Raw genomic sequence first — 18,657 nt, forward strand, 5'->3', positions numbered from 1 at the left:
TATAGCTGAATTTGCCCTTTTTACATTGCTTCGGTTATTTCATCATCTGACAAAGAAGCGTGCACTGGATCACATAATTAACCCAGATGTCTTTATATACCCTGCGCTGTTTAAATGTCTTTAGCTAATCAGGCCTTTTAAAATCTTTATAAATCAAATTGTTAAGAATGCAATGTTCGATAAACAATCTTATTTAAAATTGGCTACGATTTATTGACACAACAACCCAACAAATAACAACATTTTCATTACAATTTAAATATCAGGAAGTTGTCCCCTGTTCAATTTCAAAAGTGACGATTACGTCGCGGATTACAATAAAAACATCACTGAAATGCTATCAGTATGTAAAAAAGCAGTAATTGAGAGGTCGGTTGTACTATTTAATTAGCCTGCTCATTTTAACCCTGATAACACACACGTTTTTTAAGGATTAATTGATAAAACTCAACTTTAGTTTGCAGTAAGAATGACCAGATGACGTTCTCCGTCAAGTTCCGGTACCTGCAATTTTATGACGCGTTCCAGAGTGATACCTTCCGGCAACACGTTGAGCTCATCATCCGGACGCACGCCTTTCAGCGCGTAAAAACGCCCCTGCCCTTTCTGTGGCAAATGGTGACACCATGACAACATATCCTGAAGCGAAGCAAAGGCGCGGCTGATCACGCCATCAAAAGGCGGCTCTGGCTGAAACTCTTCAACACGGCTCTGCACGGGCTCGATGTTTTTCAGGCCCAGTTCATGCTGAACCTGACGCAGGAAGCGTATACGCTTACCCAGGCTGTCTAGCAATGTGAAGTGTGAATCAGGACGGACAATTGCCAGCGGGATGCCAGGCAGGCCCGGTCCGGTTCCTACATCGATGAAACGACGGCCCTGCAAATGCGGGTTCACCACAATACTGTCCATAATATGACGAACCAGCATTTGCATCGGATCACGTACAGAGGTCAGGTTGTAGGCCTTGTTCCACTTATGCAGCAGTTCGACATAGCCAATCAGTTGATGTTTTTGCTGATCGGGTAACGCTATTCCTGCCGCAGCAAGCAGCGAGTCCAGTTTCTTTTGCACAGTGAAATCCTCAGACAAAGTCGATATGCCGGGAACAGCCCGGTTTGGAAATGATAAAACAGCCAGAAAAGTGGGAAAAGAAAGAATTGACCGCTCTTCGAGTTTAAAGAGCGGTCATTAAAGATGTGGTTCAGGCACTGCGGCGCAGTAAGCCTTGTTTTTTAAGCCAGATCAGCAAAATGGAAATTGCAGCCGGTGTAATACCGGAGATCCTTGACGCCTGACCAATCGACATCGGTTTGTGATCGTTAAGTTTGGCGATCACTTCGTTCGACAAGCCGTTTACCTGGCTGTAATCAAGATCGAGAGGCAACACCGTGTTTTCGTTACGCTGTTGTTTTTCGATCTCTTCCTGCTGACGGGCGATATAGCCTTCGTATTTGATCTGAATCTCAACCTGTTCTGCGGCCTGGACATCCGGTACGCCGGGGCCAAACGGAGACAGACTCGCGATCAGTGCATACGTCATCTCAGGACGACGCAGCAGTTCTTCAGCACTTGCTTCTTTAGAAAGAGGTGCAGAAAGATGCGCGTTGATCTCTTCAACCTGAGCATGGTGAGGGTTAACCCAGATCCCACGCAGACGCTGACGTTCCTGTTCGATCATTTCCAGTTTCTGGTTGAAACGAACCCAGCGGGCATCATCAACCAGGCCAAGTTCACGGCCTTTTTCAGTCAGGCGTAAATCGGCGTTGTCTTCGCGCAGCATCAGACGATATTCAGCGCGTGACGTAAACATACGGTACGGTTCTTTGGTACCCAGCGTACACAAGTCGTCAACCAGAACGCCAAGGTAAGCCTGATCTCGTCGTGGTGCCCAGCCTTCTTCTTCGCTGGCGCTGCGTGCCGCATTCATACCGGCCAGCAGGCCTTGTGCGGCGGCTTCTTCGTAACCTGTGGTGCCGTTAATTTGTCCGGCAAAGAACAGGCCGGCGATAAATTTGCTTTCCAGCGTCGGTTTCAAATCACGAGGATCGAAGAAATCATATTCGATGGCATAGCCAGGACGAACGATCACCGCATTTTCCATCCCTTGCATTGAACGGACGATTTGCATCTGTACGTCAAAGGGCAGGCTGGTCGAAATCCCGTTGGGATAGACTTCGTTGCTGGTCAGGCCTTCCGGTTCAAGGAAGATCTGATGAGAATTACGATCGGCAAAACGCATGACTTTATCTTCGATCGACGGGCAGTAGCGCGGGCCGATCCCTTCGATGATCCCGGCATACATCGGGCTGCGATCCAGATTATTGCGGATCACATCATGCGTTTTTTCGTTGGTGTAGGTCATGTAGCATGGGATCTGTCGCGGATGTTGCGACACATTGCCCATGAACGAGAAGACCGGAGCCGGGTTATCGCCATGTTGTTGTGCGAGAACGCTGAAATCTATGGAACGTGCATCGATACGCGGCGGTGTACCTGTTTTCAGGCGGTTTACGCGTAATGGCAATTCACGCAGACGTTGTGACAAAGAGATCGCCGGAGGATCCCCCGCACGGCCGCCGCTGTAGTTTTCAAGACCGATGTGGATCTTACCATCCAGAAACGTCCCGACGGTCAGCACAACGGCTTTGGCGCGGAATTTGAGACCCATTTTTGTCACAGCACCCACGACGCGATCGTTTTCGACGATCAGGTCTTCAACAGGTTGCTGGAAGATCATCAGGTTAGGCTGATTTTCTAACGCAGTACGGACAGCCTGGCGGTAAAGCACCCGGTCTGCCTGAGCACGGGTTGCCCTGACAGCAGGGCCCTTGCTCGCGTTTAGTATCCTAAACTGAATGCCTGCATGATCGATGGCGGTGGCCATCAGTCCGCCCAGCGCGTCCACTTCTTTAACCAGATGTCCCTTCCCGATCCCGCCAATAGCCGGGTTACACGACATTTGTCCAAGCGTGTCGATATTGTGGGTGAGTAATAAGGTCTGACGTCCCATGCGTGCCGAAGCCATGGCGGCTTCTGTACCTGCATGACCACCACCTATGATGATGACGTCAAATTGATCCGGATAAAACATGCGACTGCACCTCGGCGTTCAAGCGAACTTTCTTTGTATGGCGTTGGGAGGAGGGATTCTACTCAAGTTTAGAGGTTCCACAAGTCCCCGGGGATCTTCACTAATTAAAAGAAGATCTTTTTTATTTAAAGATCTCTTATTAATACTTCTATTAGGATCGCGATCCTCTGTGCATAAGTCTCTTTTGTTTAAGAAGATCAAGATGCTAAGAAGGATCCAATGCTGTGAATGATCGGTGATCCTGGACAGTATAAGCTGGGATCAGAATTGAGAGTTATGCACAGCATGAAAAGCATACAGGAGTTGTTAGAGGGATAACTACGGGTTTTACCCTGCTTTTAAGCATAGTTATCCACATCTGATCGCCTGAAATTTACACTTATTTGATCAAATTAATCCAGTTGAGGACCCAAACCTCAGCAGGATCTTCAGGAATTTCGTGTTGAGTCACGTCGATCTCAAGACGATCACCGATCCGTTTTGCCCCTAATGAGGTCAGTTTTTGATCCAAAGCGACGATCGCACCACAGAAGGTGTCATATTCGCTGCTGCCTAAACCTAAGGCACCAAAGCGAACTTTGGAGAGATCGGGTTGCTGATCGTCCAGTTGCTCTAAAAAGGGCTGTAAATTGTCAGGCAGTTCACCCGCACCGTGTGTTGAACACACCATCAACCAGATCCCGTCCTGCGGGACTTCATACAGCTCCGGGCCATGAAACGTCTCAGTAGAAAAACCGGCTTCTTCCAGCTTTTCTGCTACGTGTTCTGCCACATATTCGGCGCTGCCAAGCGTACTGCCACTGATCAGGGTAATGTCTGCCATTGTGCTCTCAACCCGAGAAAAGGGGCTATTGTACGCTGTGAATGAGCTGGGATCTACCTGTGGATAATAGGGGTATAGAAATGGAGACTCAGGGCTGGATAGTCCGTGTGATGGGGTTCTGCAGGGAGATCAGGGTCTCTGTGGACTGGATCTCGTCAATCGTTTGGATCTTGTTGATAAGTACATGTTGGAGGGAATCGATAGAGCGACACATGATCTTAATGAAAATGCTGTAATGGCCCGTGGTGTAATAGGCTTCAACCACTTCTTCTATACTCTCGAGCTTTTTCAGCGCAGACGGATAATCCTTGGCGCTTTTAAGAATGATGCCGATAAAACAGCAAACATCGTAACCGAGTTGCTTGGGATTCACGGTGATGTGCGCGCCAGTAATGATGCCGGCCTGCTTCATTTTCTCGACACGAACGTGGATGGTTCCCGGGCTGACGGTGAAGACTTTGGCCAGCTCGGCGTAGGGTGTGCGGGCATTTTCCATCAACGCGTTCAGAATCCCGCGATCCAGCTCATCGAGCTGATAAATTTCAGTCATGGTTATCTTTCTCTTTAAGCTTAATTTCTCTGCCAGCGTCGCTGAACGCGGCTCTTCACGCCGGTATCAAAGCGCCAGATATGATCGAATATGCGCAGAATTCCGGGCTTTCCGTAGTGTGACATTGCCAGCGCATGGAAGCGGTGCTGTTTTTCCTGTTGCAGTAATTTAACTTTTCTCTGCACCTCATCAGGCAATCGCTGGGCGATGAAATCGGAGATGACGACGGCATCCGCGTCGTGCCATTGCGGAGAAGCCAGTTTGTCCAGCGTGGCATTCAGGCAGGCGGCCAGATCGGTACCGCCACGAAAATGCTGTCCGAGAAAGCGCAGCGCCTGATCCAGCCCGCCGGCAGAGGTCAGTTCGTAATGGATCACTTCGCTGGCAAACAGCATGATGTAACACTTCCGGTTATCGGCGAGAGCGATTTTCAGCAGTGCCAGGCAGAACGCTTTCGCACACTGCTCATTGAAGCCACCCATCGAACCTGAGGTGTCCACGCAGACCACAAAAGGGCCCCGCGGCTGTGGTTCCTGCTGCTGATAAACCACCGGGCGTTTCACGACTTTTTCACACCAGACATCGCCTTGCAGCCGGTACGTCATCAGACGTTTTTCCAGCAAGCGCCGGTAAAATTCATATTCGAGTTCGGGGATGCCCAGCGTGCCCAGTTCGGTGGGCATCAGGCGCAAAATGTCATCGCTCTGATGAATGCCATTCACTTCTTCCGGCACTGTCGCAGGCTCGCGAACCATCAGCCGGTGCGTTTCCATTTTGGCATCTTCATGCGGGCTGGTTTTCACCGTCTGGCTGCGCCCGAGTTGTTCTGCCAGTTTCATCAGTTCCGGTTGTTGCTGGAGAAATGCGCCGAAACGCGCCAGCGACTGAATATCACCGCGAAGACGCTTTCCTTTACTCATGTCCCACAACCGGCCTGCGGCAGTATCGTTCTCTGCTAATAAAGGAGACAACTCGCTGCTCAGTTCAAGCCGCTGTAACAATTCTTCCTGAAGCTGCTCCTGCTCCTGTTCCAGTAACTGGTGATGAACGTTCACCGTCTGGAACGTCAGATTCAGGCGCCAGCGCTGGAGGAATAAAGTCTGGAAGCTACTGCCGGTCTGCGCAGTACGGGAGGTTTCATGATTGTCACGCAAGGTACGGGCTTCGGTGGCAAACGGGGAATTCAGCCTTGCCAGCTCATCAAGCAGGGATCCCAGCTCTGCCTGAAATATCAGGGCGTCGGCTTGCTGACAATGCTGGTAGAGATAAAACTCTTTTGCCAGATCCTGAGGAACCGGAGTTTCGTGGATCCTCTGGCGCAGGCGTAATTTCCATTCAGGAAGATCCCGGGTCAGCGCGCGCTTCAGGCGGGGAAACTTTTCGAAGAAAACCGCCAGGGCTGGCGCGGCCAGTAACCCGACGATCAGTTCCTCAATCAGTTCTCCTTCGCTGATAGCCAGCAGAAGATCCAGAGATTCCAGGGTAAACATGATCAGTGCCCGCTGAAGGTTTGTTGCTGCAGGCGTAGCTGTTCAGAAACCTGCAAAAGACTGGCTTCAATTTTTGCCATCCACGTTGCGGGAACAAAAAGGCAACTCTGCTGCTGTCCGAACTCATGTCTTTGCTGAGCGAGTTTTGCGGTCAGATCATTCAGCGTATTTTTCATTTCGTCCGGCACCGCGATGTGTTCGTTGCCCGGCAACGTCAGTGGCGTACTTTGACGGCTGACGTCCAGCACCAGCAATTGCTGCTTATCATCGATTTCGGCATCAACCGTTTGAACAAAACCAATCCCGTTAAGTTTGGCTTTCAGAACGCCACCTTTATTTATCCACTCTTCCAGAACGCTGCGTTCAAAAAGCAGATGCGTGACTTTAATCTCATGCAGATGCAAAGGCGTTTGCAGCAACAGCGTTATTCCGCTGGCAACGAGGGCATCAGGCAGGCTGTATTGCGGTTTACGGCTGAAAATGCCAGCTTTCTTGCTCAGCTTAATCGACTGACGTGAGCTTTGCTGCTGCTGATATTGCATCCATTGCTGATTGAGTTGCTGGATTTTCATCAGCAAGGTTTGTTGCTGGTAAGCCTGTTCGGTGATCAGCTGCTCGATTTGGGTTTGCAACAGTTGGTAGGTATTCAGGTCATGCCACAGACAATCTTTCAGCAGAATCAAATCTATCGGAGTGATAGTATTCCGGCCGCTGAAAAAAGCGCAGGCCTGCAACAGGCGGAGTGCCTTTTTCCAGCGACGATCGGAAACATAAGGCGCGGTATCGAGCGCATCAAGGCGCTGGCGAAGCTGAAACACCAGTTCGAAGCAACTGTCTGAAAGATTGACTTTATCGATCTCCGGCTGCCATTGTTGATATTCTTCATCGCTGATACTCAGGGATTCCGCCACCGGATTGGCGCTTTCATTGGTGCGGCTGGTCAGCAGTAAGCGGAAATTCTGCTTATCCTGCACTTTATCCAGCCACAGGCGAATCAGCATGCGGTCATACAATGCTTCCAGGCCGCCATCAGCTTCGGGCAATTCGTTGGAAGCGCTGACCAGCAGACGCATCGGAATCGGTTCTTCGCGCTCGCCATTACGGAAACGACGTTCGTTGATGGCTGTCAGCAAGGTGTTGAGGATGGCGGGACCCGCTTTCCAGATTTCATCAAGGAAGACAATTTCCGCTTCCGGCAAGTAACCTTCGGTCAGACGCAGATAACGGCCTTCATCTTTCAGGGCCTGAATGGACAGCGGACCAAAGACTTCTTCCGGAGTGGAAAAGCGTGTCATCAGATATTCAAAAGCGCGCGCGTGTCGGAAAGCAAATTTCAGGCGGCGGGCAATCAGGCTTTTCGCGATGCCTGGCGGGCCAAGCAGAAAAACGCTCTCTCCGCATAAGGCCGCCAGAAGACACAGGCGTATCGCATCTTGCCTCTCGTACAGGCCATGTTCTAATGCGTTAGCAAGACGGGCTATCCGTTCTGCCAGAAGGGGGGATTGCGCCATACTGTCTCTTCCGGTTTCCATTTAGTTGTTGAATAGTGTACTGGCTTATGACGATATGCCACGTTTATTTTTATCGTTATAGCTTGTTGATTACTAAAAATTTTCTATTATCAGAATTGTGACCGCGTTCATCTTAATGGCGGTTTCGCTGCACATTTATGGGTAGGCAATCTGATTTATTCGTGCATACTGTGCGCCTTTTAGTGGGCATCATAAGACTGAGCGCACGCATCGCTTACAGATGTTCGAGCAAAAAAGAAACAAAATATGAGCACTGAACATAAACGGTCACTCCCAGCAGTAACCCTGGCCGCCATTGGTGTGGTCTATGGCGACATCGGTACCAGCCCTCTCTATACCTTAAGAGAGTGTTTTTCTGGTCACTATGGTTTCAACGTTGAACCCAGCGTCGTTTTTGGTTTTCTCTCTCTGATTTTCTGGATGTTAATCCTCATTGTTTCGCTCAAATACCTCACTTACGTGATGCGGGCGGACAACGCAGGTGAAGGCGGTATTCTGACGCTGATGTCTCTGGCGGGCAGAAATACATCGGCACGTACCACCGCTGTTTTGGTGATTCTTGGCCTGATCGGTGGCAGCTTCTTCTATGGTGAAGTGGTGATCACACCGGCTATCTCGGTGCTTTCCGCGATGGAAGGTTTGGAAATCGCCGCGCCTGCCCTTGATCCTTATATCGTCCCTCTTTCTATCTCTGTTCTGACGTTGCTTTTCATAATTCAGAAGCACGGCACCGGCATTGTGGGCAAACTCTTTGCCCCGGTTATGTTGCTGTGGTTCCTGTCGCTGGCGATCCTCGGTGTGAACAGCATCATGCAGAATCCGGAAGTGCTGCGCGCCATGAACCCGATGTGGGCGGTTAACTTCTTTATTGAGCATAAGTCCTTTTCCTTCCTGGCGCTCGGCGCGGTCGTGCTGTCAATCACCGGTGTAGAAGCGTTGTATGCGGATATGGGGCATTTTGGGAAATTCCCGATCCGTCTGGCCTGGTTCACCGTGGTATTGCCTTCTCTGGTACTGAACTACTTCGGTCAGGGCGCGTTGCTGCTGAAAAATCCGGAAGCGATCAAAAACCCCTTCTTCCTGCTGGCACCTGACTGGGCGCTGATTCCGTTACTGATTCTGGCGACGCTGGCAACTATCATCGCGTCTCAGGCCGTGATTTCCGGTGTGTTCTCCCTGACCCGTCAGGCGGTGCGTTTGGGCTATTTACCGCCGATGCGCATTATCCATACCTCAGAAATGGAAGCGGGTCAGATCTACATCCCGGCGATTAACTGGCTGCTGTATTTCGCGGTGGTTATCGTGATTGCCAGCTTCGAGCATTCGAGTAATCTGGCGGCGGCTTATGGTATTGCCGTCACCGGCACCATGGTGCTGACCAGTATTCTCTCCTGCACGGTGGCGCTAAAAAACTGGCACTGGAAACCTTTCCTGGTCGGGCTTTTACTGATTGCCCTGCTGTTTATGGATATCCCGCTGTTTGCGGCGAACGCCACAAAACTGTTCTCCGGTGGCTGGCTGCCACTGACGCTGGGTCTGTGCATGTTTATCGTCATGACCACCTGGAAAAGCGAGCGTTTCCGTCTTATGCGCCGCATGAACGAACACGGGAATTCACTCGAAGCGATGATTGCTTCACTGGAGAAATCACCGCCAGTTCGCGTTCCGGGGACTGCGGTTTATATGTCCCGTGCCATCAACGTGATTCCATTTGCGTTGCTGCATAACCTTAAGCACAACAAAGTGTTGCATGAGCGTGTTGTCCTGCTGACGTTGAGAACGGAAGATGCGCCTTATGTACATAACGTCCGGCGTGTCACCATTGAACAGCTGTCGCCGACGTTCTGGCGTGTGGTCGCGAGTTACGGGTTTAAAGAAACGCCGAATGTGGAAGAAGTCTTCCATCGATGTGGTCTGGAAGGATTGCCGTGCAGGATGATGGAAACGTCGTTCTTCATGTCGCACGAATCGCTGATCCTCACCAAGCGTCCATGGTATCTGTATTTCCGCGGAAAACTGTTTATGGCGCTGAGCCGTAACGCCCTGCGCGCGCCGGACCAGTTTGAGATCCCGCCGAATCGTGTGATCGAACTCGGTACGCAGGTGGAAATCTGATTTCCCTTTCTGCTTTCAACAGGGCACCCTCGGGTGCCCTGTTTTATTTCTGCCCTTTCCCTTTATTTAAGTGCTAACTCAAATTGAGCTGCGTTTTATGAAGCGTTCAGCGAAACGTTTCGACGCTGATCACAATTCCATCACATCTTCATTGCCTTGTTCTGCGAGTTTCATAAACTCATCCATGAGCGAAACGTTTCGCTGTAGGAGTCAAAATGAAGAAGTCACCGCTATTAAATGCCGAAATCTCAAATGTTATTGCCCGGTTAGGTCATACCGATCAGCTGGTTATTGGCGATGCCGGTCTTCCGGTGCCAGCAGCTTGCCAACGCATCGATCTGGCGCTAACCCAGGGAGTCCCCACCTTTTTACAAGTCTTAGAGGTAGTGACACACGAGATGCAGGTTGAGCGGGCTATCCTCGCCGAGGAAATCCTCACTAACAATCCTCAACTCCATGAAGCGTTACTCGCCCAATTGACACAACTCGAACAACACCAGGGAAATACCATTGCTTTGGATTACGTCAGTCATGAGGCATTCAAAGCGCAAAGCGAAAAAAGTCGGGCTGTGATCCGCAGCGGGGAATGTTCGCCTTACGCGAACGTTATTCTGTGTGCCGGCGTAACCTTCTGAGGCCTTTATGCAACCTTTGCTGAAACTGACAGGGATTGATAAAGCCTTTCCCGGCGTAAAAGCACTTTCCGGCGCGGCGCTCAGCGTTTATCCGGGACGTGTGATGGCGCTGGTGGGAGAAAACGGCGCGGGCAAGTCCACCATGATGAAAGTGCTGACCGGCATCTACCAGAAAGATGCCGGCTCAGTACAGTTTCTTGGCAAGGAAACCACCTTCAATGGCCCGAAAGCTTCTCAGGAAGCGGGGATTGGCATCATCCATCAGGAATTAAACCTGATCCCACAACTGACTATCGCTGAAAACATTTTCCTTGGCCGTGAGTTCGTCAATGGCTTTGGCCGCATCAACTGGAAAAAGATGTATGCCGAAGCCGATAAACTCCTGGCGCGTCTGAATCTGCGTTACAAAAGCGACCGGCTGGTCGGTGAATTATCGATTGGCGACCAGCAGATGGTTGAGATCGCCAAAGTGCTGAGCTTTGAATCTAAAGTCATCATTATGGATGAACCGACTGATGCGCTCACCGATACCGAAACGGCGTCTTTATTTAACGTCATTCGCGAACTGAAAGCCGCCGGATGTGGCGTGGTGTATATCTCCCATCGCCTGAAAGAGATTTTTGAGATTTGCGATGACGTCACCGTATTCCGTGACGGTCAGTTTATTGCTGAACGTCCGGTCAGCGAACTGCAAGAAGATACGTTGATCGAAATGATGGTGGGCCGTCGTCTAGAAGAACAGTATCCGCGGATAAACCACGAACGCGGCGCACTGCGTTTGCAGGTCCGTAATTTATGCGGTCCGGGTGTGGATAACGTCAGCTTTGAACTTCACAGCGGCGAAATCCTCGGCGTGTCTGGCCTGATGGGCGCGGGCCGTACTGAACTGATGAAAATTCTCTACGGCGCGTTGCCGCGTAAAAGTGGTTACGTTTCGCTGGATGGCCGCGAGGTCGTCACACATTCTCCGCAGGACGGGCTGGCAAACGGCATCGTCTACATTTCCGAAGACCGTAAGCGTGATGGTTTGGTGCTCGGGATGTCGGTGAAAGAAAACATGTCACTGACCGCGTTGCGCTATTTCAGCCACGGCGGCGGGCGTTTGAAACATGCCGACGAGCAACAGGCTGTGGGCGATTTCATTCGCCTCTTCAATATAAAAACGCCATCGATGATGCAGACCATCGGCCTGCTTTCCGGCGGGAATCAGCAAAAAGTGGCGATTGCCCGCGGATTAATGACGCGGCCAAAAGTCCTGATCCTCGACGAACCGACACGTGGCGTTGACGTTGGCGCGAAAAAAGAGATTTACCAGCTTATTAACCAGTTCAAGCGCGAAGGGCTGAGCATCATTTTAGTCTCCTCGGAAATGCCGGAAGTGATCGGCATGAGCGACCGGATTTTAGTGATGCATGAAGGCCATTTGAGCGGTGAATTCCCGATAGAACAGGCAACGCAAGAAGTGCTGATGGCAGCCGCTGTCGGCAAGCAATACGGCGTGACGCAGGAGTAATCAGATATGAGTTCTCAGACATTGCCAGCCAAAAAGCGCTGGATCAGTAAAGAGTTGTTGTTGGAGCAAAAGTCTCTGATTGCACTGCTGGTGTTGATTGCCGTGGTTTCCTCGTTGAGCCCGAACTTCTTCACGGTCAATAACCTGTTCAACATTCTTCAGCAAACGTCGGTCAACGCCATTATGGCCGTGGGCATGACGTTGGTTATCCTGACTTCCGGTATCGATTTGTCTGTCGGCTCTTTGCTGGCGCTGACCGGTGCGGTTGCCGCATCAATTGTCGGGCTGGAAGTTAATGCACTGGTTGCTGTGGCGGGCGCGCTGGCGCTGGGTGCCGGTGTCGGCGCTGTCACGGGGTTGATTGTTGCGAAAGGCAAGGTGCAGGCGTTTATTGCCACGCTGGTCATGATGTTACTGCTGCGCGGTATCACGATGGTTTATACCAACGGCAGCCCGATCAGCACCGGTTTTAACGATGTAGCAGACGTATTCGGTTGGTTTGGTATCGGACGTCCGCTGGGTATTCCTACCCCAGTCTGGCTGATGGCCGTGGTGTTTATTGCAGTCTGGTACATGCTGCATCACACCCGGTTAGGGCGTTATATCTACGCGCTGGGCGGTAATGAGTCTGCCACGCGTCTGTCAGGTATCAGCGTCGATAAAGTCAAAATCATCGTCTACTCCCTGTGCGGGCTGCTGGCGGCTCTGGCCAGTATCATCGAAGTGGCGCGTCTGTCTTCCGCGCAGCCTAATGCGGGGACCGGTTACGAGCTGGATGCGATTGCCGCTGTGGTTTTAGGGGGAACCAGCCTCTCCGGCGGGAAAGGACGTATTGTCGGCACCCTGATCGGTGCTTTGATCCTTGGCTTCCTGAATAACGGTTTGAACTTATTAGGTGTTTCTTCCTACTACCAGATGATCGTAAAAGCAGTCGTCATTCTGCTGGCGGTTCTGGTGGATAACAAAAGCAACAAATAAACTCTCCTACAGGACTTATGACCATGAATATGAAAAAACTGGCTGTCTGGGTTTCCGCCGCAGCGATCACCGCTTCCTTCAGTGCTAACGTTCTGGCGAAAGACACTATTGCACTGGTCGTTTCAACGTTGAATAACCCGTTCTTCGTTTCCATGAAAGACGGCGCGCAAAAAGAAGCCGACAAACTGGGTTATAACCTGGTGGTTCTGGATTCTCAGAACAACCCGGCGAAAGAACTGGCGAACGTGCAGGACCTGACCGTTCGTGGTACCAAGTTGATTCTTATCAACCCGACAGATTCTGACGCAGTAGGTAATGCCGTTACGATGGCAAACCAGGCGAAAATCCCGGTGATCACCCTTGACCGTCAGGCGACCAAGGGCGTTGTCGCCAGCCACGTTGCCTCTGATAACGCCTTCGGCGGCCAGATGGCAGGCGATTACATTGCCAAAAAACTGGGCGAAAACGCAAAAGTTATCGAACTGGAAGGGATTGCAGGAACGTCTGTTGCCCGTGAACGCGGCAAAGGTTTTGCACAGGCCGCTGAAAAGCACCATTTCAAAATCCTCGCCAGCCAGCCTGCTGACTTCGACCGCACCAAAGGTCTGAACGTGATGCAAAACCTGCTGACCGCGCATCAGGATGTGCAGGCAGTCTTTGCTCAGAATGACGAAATGGCGCTCGGCGCATTGCGTGCCCTGCAGACTGCCGGTAAAACTGACGTGCTGGTTGTCGGTTTTGACGGCACAGATGACGGCATCAAAGCGGTCAACGGTGGCAAAATGGGCGCTACCGTGGCACAACGTCCTGAACAAATCGGCGTAATCGGCGTCCAAACTGCAGACAAAGTGCTGAAAGGCGAAAAAGTCCCGGCGGTTATCCCTGTTGATTTGAAACTGGTTGCTCAGCCGTAATATTGACGCTGTATCTGCGCGCCTCCTTACGGGGGCGCTATTTAACTCAGGGAGCAACACGTGAAGACAGGCAAACTGGTCGTTCTCGGCAGTATCAATGCCGACCATATTTTGAATATCAACCACTTTCCGCAACCGGGTGAAACCGTAATCGGTAAGCAATACACCGTGGCTTTCGGCGGTAAAGGTGCAAACCAGGCAGTTGCTGCCGGTCGCAGTGGTGCTGATATTTCATTTATTGCCTGTGTCGGAGATGACGATATTGGCGAGCGTGTTCGCAAGCAGCTGGCGAGCGACCACATTGATACGCAACCTATCGAAGCCATCAAAGAGACAACCACCGGCGTAGCGCTGATTTTTGTGAATGCGGAAGGTGAGAATGTCATTGGTATCGATGCGGGGGCAAACAAAGCCGTCACGCCTGACTATCTTGAGCGTTACAAACAAAACATTATCGACGCCTCAGCCCTGCTGATGCAGCTGGAATCTCCGCTGGAAACAGTTATCGCAGCGGCGAAGCTGGCTAAAGATAACGGCACGCAGGTCATCCTTAACCCGGCTCCGGCCTGTGAACTGCCTGATGAATTGCTGGCGCGGGTGGATATGATCACCCCGAACGAAACCGAAGCCGAAAAGCTGACGGGGATTAAAGTCGACAATAATGATGACGCTGCGCGTGCTGCACGCGTACTCCATGACAAAGGTATCGCGACGGTCATCATTACAATGGGAAGTAAAGGTGTCTGGCTGAGCCAGAATGGTGAAGGTAAGCAGGTTGCCGGGTTCCGCGTGAAAGCCGTGGATACCATCGCCGCCGGCGATACCTTTAACGGTGCATTAGTCACCGCGTTGCTCGAAGGCAAAACCATGGACAATGCCGTGCGTTTCGCCCATGCCGCTGCCGCGATAGCCGTAACACGCCCTGGCGCGCAACCCTCGGTTCCGTGGCGTAAAGAAATCGACGATTTTCTTGCTCAACAGGAGGCCTGATTGGCCACCATGAAAGATGTCGCCCGCCTCGCGGGCGTTTCAACCTCTACAGTTTCTCATGTCATCAATAAAAATCGCTTTGTCAGCGAATCCATTGCCGACAAAGTGAATGCCGCCGTTGAACAACTTAACTATGCCCCCTCCGCGTTAGCCCGAAGCCTTAAGCTCAACCAAACCCGCACCCTCGGAATGTTGCTGACCGCCAGCAGTAACCCGTTTTATTCCGAAGTGGTTCGTGGCGTTGAGCGCAGCTGTTATGAACGCGGTTACAGTCTGATCCTCTGTAATACCGACGGGGACGCAGAACGCATGAACCGCAGTCTGGAAACGCTTTTGCAAAAGCGCGTCGACGGGTTATTGATCATGTGTACTGAAAACCACAGGCCTTCGAAAGATGCTATCAGCCGCTATCCTTCACTACCTATTGTGATGATGGACTGGTCGCCCTTCGAAGGTTCAATCGATGTCATTCAGGATAATGCGTTGCTGGGCGGCGAGATGGCGACGGATCATTTAATCCGTCACGGATACAGTCGTATTGCCTGTATCACCGGTCCGCTGGACAAAACGACGGCGCAGGAACGGCTGAACGGATACCGTAAGGCTATGAAAAAAGCCGGTCTGGAGATCCTGCCCGGTTATGAAGTCAGCAGTGACTTTGAATTTGGCGGCGGTCTGGTAGCGATGGAGCAGTTGCTGATGTTGCCTGTACCGCCTCATGCCGTTTTTGCCAGCAATGATGCGATGGCCGTGGGCGTCTATCAGGCGCTTTATCAGCGAGGAATACGCGTGCCCGATGATGTGGCTGTTGTGGGATACGATGACATTCAGCTGGCGCAGTATATGATGCCGCCACTGACAACCATTCATCAGCCGAAAGATTCTCTGGGTGAACTGGCCGTGGATGCATTATTGCATCGTCTGCAAGATCCGGAATCAGAGCCTCAGGTTTTAGTGCTCACGCCGGAGCTGGTAGTGCGTCAGTCTGTAGGATCACTCATCAGCCAGTAACAGACGCTGGCATTCCTGTAATGCGACATTTGCGTTACCAGTAAGGATGGCATCCGTCAGGCGCTGGTGATGTTCCAGCTTGATGACTTCATTTTCCGTGATCGCCCGGAAATAGCTTTGGTAGACCGAACTGAACAAATTCGAAAATGAAGTCAGGAAAGGATTTTTCCCCGCTTCATAGATGAGCTGGTGAAATTGAGTATCGACGGTTATCCAGCGTTCCCGGTCAAAGCGCTTATGCAACTGGCGCATTTCAGACATATAGAGAGAGAGCTGATGCTTTTGCTCCCTGGTGGCGGAGATTGCCGCAAGAGCACAAGCCTGCGGCTCCAGCGCGCGGCGCAAAACAATAAAATGTGCCATCACTTCATCAAAGTTCTCCCTTGTCATCCACCATGTCAGTAATTCCTGATCGAGGAAGTTCCAGCTCGATTGTGGCATCACCCGCGTACCTATACGTGGTCGCGGCAAGAGCATTCCTTTTGCTGTTAACGTTTTTACCGCCTCACGCACCGCCGTCCGGCTGACGCCAAAAATCTCCCCCAGCTCGTTTTCCCCGGGAAGGATAGATCCCTCCGGATACTCGCCAGACAAAATACGTTGTGCAATCTTCTCTGCCAGTAAGTAAGAAAGGTTACGTTGAGCAGCCTGTTGATGTGTATTGAGTAGCATGTAAGGTATTCCTGAATGTCTTTCTCTTATTATAAAGGAGAGTTTACGTCAGCCTCAGGCTTTAAACTGGCGCATTTTTAGCTGGTTTAGTGTGTTTATTATCCTATTCATGTGAAATTGTTGAATTAGTGAACGGTTGATAAAATAATTGAAATTAGGGGTTGCGGCCTTCTGAGAACTCCCTATAATGCGCCTCCACTGACCGGGAACAACGACTGACAAGTCGCTCGGACAGGAAGAGAAAAGATGAAAGTTCAAATGAATAATCTCTTGACTCTTCAGCGGGAAAACGTAATATACGCCTCCCGCGCCGCATAAGATTCCTTGCGAACCGCGGCATGCTCTTTAACAATTTATCAGACAATCTGTGTGGGCACTCACAAGACGATATCAGCCACCTCGGTGGCAAAAAAATATCAAGTCTTAAAGAGTGACCAAGCAGTAATTCATTTAGTGAATTATTACGAAAGTTAATTTTTGAGCACCGCTTAACTTGTTTAAGCAAATCGAACTTTTAATTGAAGAGTTTGATCATGGCTCAGATTGAACGCTGGCGGCAGGCCTAACACATGCAAGTCGAGCGGTAGCACAGGAGAGCTTGCTCTCTGGGTGACGAGCGGCGGACGGGTGAGTAATGTCTGGGAAACTGCCTGATGGAGGGGGATAACTACTGGAAACGGTAGCTAATACCGCATGACGTCGCAAGACCAAAGTGGGGGACCTTCGGGCCTCACGCCATCGGATGTGCCCAGATGGGATTAGCTAGTAGGTGAGGTAATGGCTCACCTAGGCGACGATCCCTAGCTGGTCTGAGAGGATGACCAGCCACACTGGAACTGAGACACGGTCCAGACTCCTACGGGAGGCAGCAGTGGGGAATATTGCACAATGGGCGCAAGCCTGATGCAGCCATGCCGCGTGTGTGAAGAAGGCCTTAGGGTTGTAAAGCACTTTCAGCGAGGAGGAAGGGTAATGTGTTAATAGCACATTGCATTGACGTTACTCGCAGAAGAAGCACCGGCTAACTCCGTGCCAGCAGCCGCGGTAATACGGAGGGTGCAAGCGTTAATCGGAATTACTGGGCGTAAAGCGCACGCAGGCGGTTTGTTAAGTCAGATGTGAAATCCCCGAGCTTAACTTGGGAACTGCATTTGAAACTGGCAAGCTAGAGTCTTGTAGAGGGGGGTAGAATTCCAGGTGTAGCGGTGAAATGCGTAGAGATCTGGAGGAATACCGGTGGCGAAGGCGGCCCCCTGGACAAAGACTGACGCTCAGGTGCGAAAGCGTGGGGAGCAAACAGGATTAGATACCCTGGTAGTCCACGCTGTAAACGATGTCGACTTGGAGGTTGTGCCCTTGAGGCGTGGCTTCCGGAGCTAACGCGTTAAGTCGACCGCCTGGGGAGTACGGCCGCAAGGTTAAAACTCAAATGAATTGACGGGGGCCCGCACAAGCGGTGGAGCATGTGGTTTAATTCGATGCAACGCGAAGAACCTTACCTACTCTTGACATCCAGAGAATTCGCTAGAGATAGCTTAGTGCCTTCGGGAACTCTGAGACAGGTGCTGCATGGCTGTCGTCAGCTCGTGTTGTGAAATGTTGGGTTAAGTCCCGCAACGAGCGCAACCCTTATCCTTTGTTGCCAGCGAGTAATGTCGGGAACTCAAAGGAGACTGCCGGTGATAAACCGGAGGAAGGTGGGGATGACGTCAAGTCATCATGGCCCTTACGAGTAGGGCTACACACGTGCTACAATGGCATATACAAAGAGAAGCAAACTCGCGAGAGCAAGCGGACCTCATAAAGTATGTCGTAGTCCGGATTGGAGTCTGCAACTCGACTCCATGAAGTCGGAATCGCTAGTAATCGTAGATCAGAATGCTACGGTGAATACGTTCCCGGGCCTTGTACACACCGCCCGTCACACCATGGGAGTGGGTTGCAAAAGAAGTAGGTAGCTTAACCTTCGGGAGGGCGCTTACCACTTTGTGATTCATGACTGGGGTGAAGTCGTAACAAGGTAACCGTAGGGGAACCTGCGGTTGGATCACCTCCTTACCTCAAGATACGCATTGTGCAGTGTCCACACAGATTGTCTGATGAAATTAATGAGCAAGAGCACCTGTTGATGCGGTAAGGGAGACCTTACGCTGATGCGAAAAGTGCCATACCGTTATACGGTCTGGTACGGATTTTTCGTGTCCCCATCGTCTAGAGGCCTAGGACACTGCCCTTTCACGGCTGTAACAGGGGTTCGAATCCCCTTGGGGACGCCAATCCGATAATGTGTGAAAGACATTATCAACCGTTCTTAATGAACGATAAAAAATCTTAAAGATG

General features: G+C 51.1%; 14 protein-coding genes, 1 tRNA gene and 1 rRNA gene. 9 read left to right on the forward strand and 7 right to left on the reverse strand.

Features of this window, described 5'->3' with window-relative positions:
- Positions 1-453: 453 nt before the first annotated feature.
- The 6 genes from rsmG to ravA all read right to left on the reverse strand — a co-directional run bounded on the left by rsmG (position 454) and on the right by ravA (position 7,468).
- Entirely contained in the window at positions 454-1,074 is a 621-nt protein-coding gene (gene rsmG, locus ACM5QY_RS04505; protein ID WP_416119411.1) for a 16S rRNA (guanine(527)-N(7))-methyltransferase RsmG, read from the reverse strand.
- Positions 1,075-1,204: 130 nt separating this feature from the next.
- The gene (mnmG, locus tag ACM5QY_RS04510) at positions 1,205-3,094 is read right to left on the reverse strand and encodes a tRNA uridine-5-carboxymethylaminomethyl(34) synthesis enzyme MnmG (RefSeq protein ID WP_416119413.1); all 1,890 of its coding nucleotides are present in this window, start codon (positions 3,092-3,094) and stop codon (positions 1,205-1,207) included.
- Between the two features lie 379 nt (positions 3,095-3,473).
- A complete protein-coding gene (mioC, locus tag ACM5QY_RS04515) occupies positions 3,474-3,917 on the reverse strand; it encodes an FMN-binding protein MioC (protein ID WP_416119415.1) in 444 nt (147 codons plus the stop codon).
- Between the two features lie 88 nt (positions 3,918-4,005).
- Positions 4,006-4,467 (reverse strand): transcriptional regulator AsnC, encoded by a 462-nt coding sequence (gene asnC, locus ACM5QY_RS04520; RefSeq protein ID WP_095924057.1) that lies wholly within the window; start codon positions 4,465-4,467, stop codon positions 4,006-4,008.
- 20 nt (positions 4,468-4,487) lie between these two features.
- Complete coding sequence (viaA, locus tag ACM5QY_RS04525) at positions 4,488-5,957, reverse strand: ATPase RavA stimulator ViaA (RefSeq protein ID WP_416119416.1); 1,470 nt, start codon at positions 5,955-5,957, stop codon at positions 4,488-4,490.
- 2 nt (positions 5,958-5,959) lie between these two features.
- Positions 5,960-7,468, reverse strand: a complete 1,509-nt coding sequence (ravA, locus tag ACM5QY_RS04530; RefSeq protein WP_416119417.1) for an ATPase RavA — start codon at positions 7,466-7,468, stop codon at positions 5,960-5,962.
- Between the two features lie 267 nt (positions 7,469-7,735).
- On the opposite strand from ravA, the gene kup reads away from it, so the two are divergent.
- The 7 genes from kup (at position 7,736) to rbsR (ending at position 15,645) form a co-directional block, all read left to right on the forward strand.
- The gene (gene kup, locus ACM5QY_RS04535; RefSeq protein WP_416119418.1) at positions 7,736-9,604 is read left to right on the forward strand and encodes a low affinity potassium transporter Kup; all 1,869 of its coding nucleotides are present in this window, start codon (positions 7,736-7,738) and stop codon (positions 9,602-9,604) included.
- A gap of 215 nt (positions 9,605-9,819) precedes the next feature.
- Positions 9,820-10,239 carry a D-ribose pyranase gene (rbsD, locus tag ACM5QY_RS04540; RefSeq protein WP_416119419.1) on the forward strand — a complete coding sequence of 140 codons (420 nt, stop codon included), beginning with the start codon at positions 9,820-9,822 and terminating at the stop codon, positions 10,237-10,239.
- Between the two features lie 7 nt (positions 10,240-10,246).
- Positions 10,247-11,752: a ribose ABC transporter ATP-binding protein RbsA gene (gene rbsA / locus ACM5QY_RS04545; RefSeq protein ID WP_195825551.1), complete on the forward strand. Its 1,506-nt coding sequence runs from the start codon at positions 10,247-10,249 to the stop codon at positions 11,750-11,752.
- A 6-nt stretch (positions 11,753-11,758) separates the two neighbouring features.
- The gene (gene rbsC / locus ACM5QY_RS04550) at positions 11,759-12,730 is read left to right on the forward strand and encodes a ribose ABC transporter permease (RefSeq protein ID WP_416119420.1); all 972 of its coding nucleotides are present in this window, start codon (positions 11,759-11,761) and stop codon (positions 12,728-12,730) included.
- 23 nt (positions 12,731-12,753) lie between these two features.
- Positions 12,754-13,644, forward strand: coding sequence for a ribose ABC transporter substrate-binding protein RbsB (rbsB, locus tag ACM5QY_RS04555; protein WP_104923903.1), 891 nt, complete (start codon positions 12,754-12,756; stop codon positions 13,642-13,644).
- Positions 13,645-13,704: 60 nt separating this feature from the next.
- A complete protein-coding gene (rbsK, locus tag ACM5QY_RS04560; protein WP_416119422.1) occupies positions 13,705-14,634 on the forward strand; it encodes a ribokinase in 930 nt (309 codons plus the stop codon).
- Positions 14,635-15,645, forward strand: coding sequence for a ribose operon transcriptional repressor RbsR (gene rbsR / locus ACM5QY_RS04565; RefSeq protein ID WP_416119424.1), 1,011 nt, complete (start codon positions 14,635-14,637; stop codon positions 15,643-15,645). It abuts the gene before it with no gap.
- Here the strand turns inward: rbsR and ACM5QY_RS04570 are convergent.
- On the reverse strand, positions 15,628-16,317 hold the full coding sequence (locus ACM5QY_RS04570; RefSeq protein WP_416119425.1) for a FadR/GntR family transcriptional regulator: 690 nt from the start codon (positions 16,315-16,317) through the stop codon (positions 15,628-15,630). The genes rbsR and ACM5QY_RS04570 overlap by 18 nt on opposite strands.
- A 515-nt stretch (positions 16,318-16,832) precedes the next feature.
- Between ACM5QY_RS04570 and ACM5QY_RS04575 the strand changes: the two genes are divergently transcribed.
- Both ACM5QY_RS04575 and ACM5QY_RS04580 read left to right on the forward strand, forming a co-directional pair.
- A 16S ribosomal RNA gene (locus ACM5QY_RS04575) occupies positions 16,833-18,375 on the forward strand.
- 142 nt (positions 18,376-18,517) lie between these two features.
- Positions 18,518-18,593, forward strand: a tRNA-Glu gene (locus tag ACM5QY_RS04580).
- The last annotated feature ends 64 nt before the right edge of the window (positions 18,594-18,657 follow it).

This window comes from Rahnella sp. PCH160 (assembly GCF_047784855.1).
GTDB lineage: Bacteria > Pseudomonadota > Gammaproteobacteria > Enterobacterales > Enterobacteriaceae > Rahnella.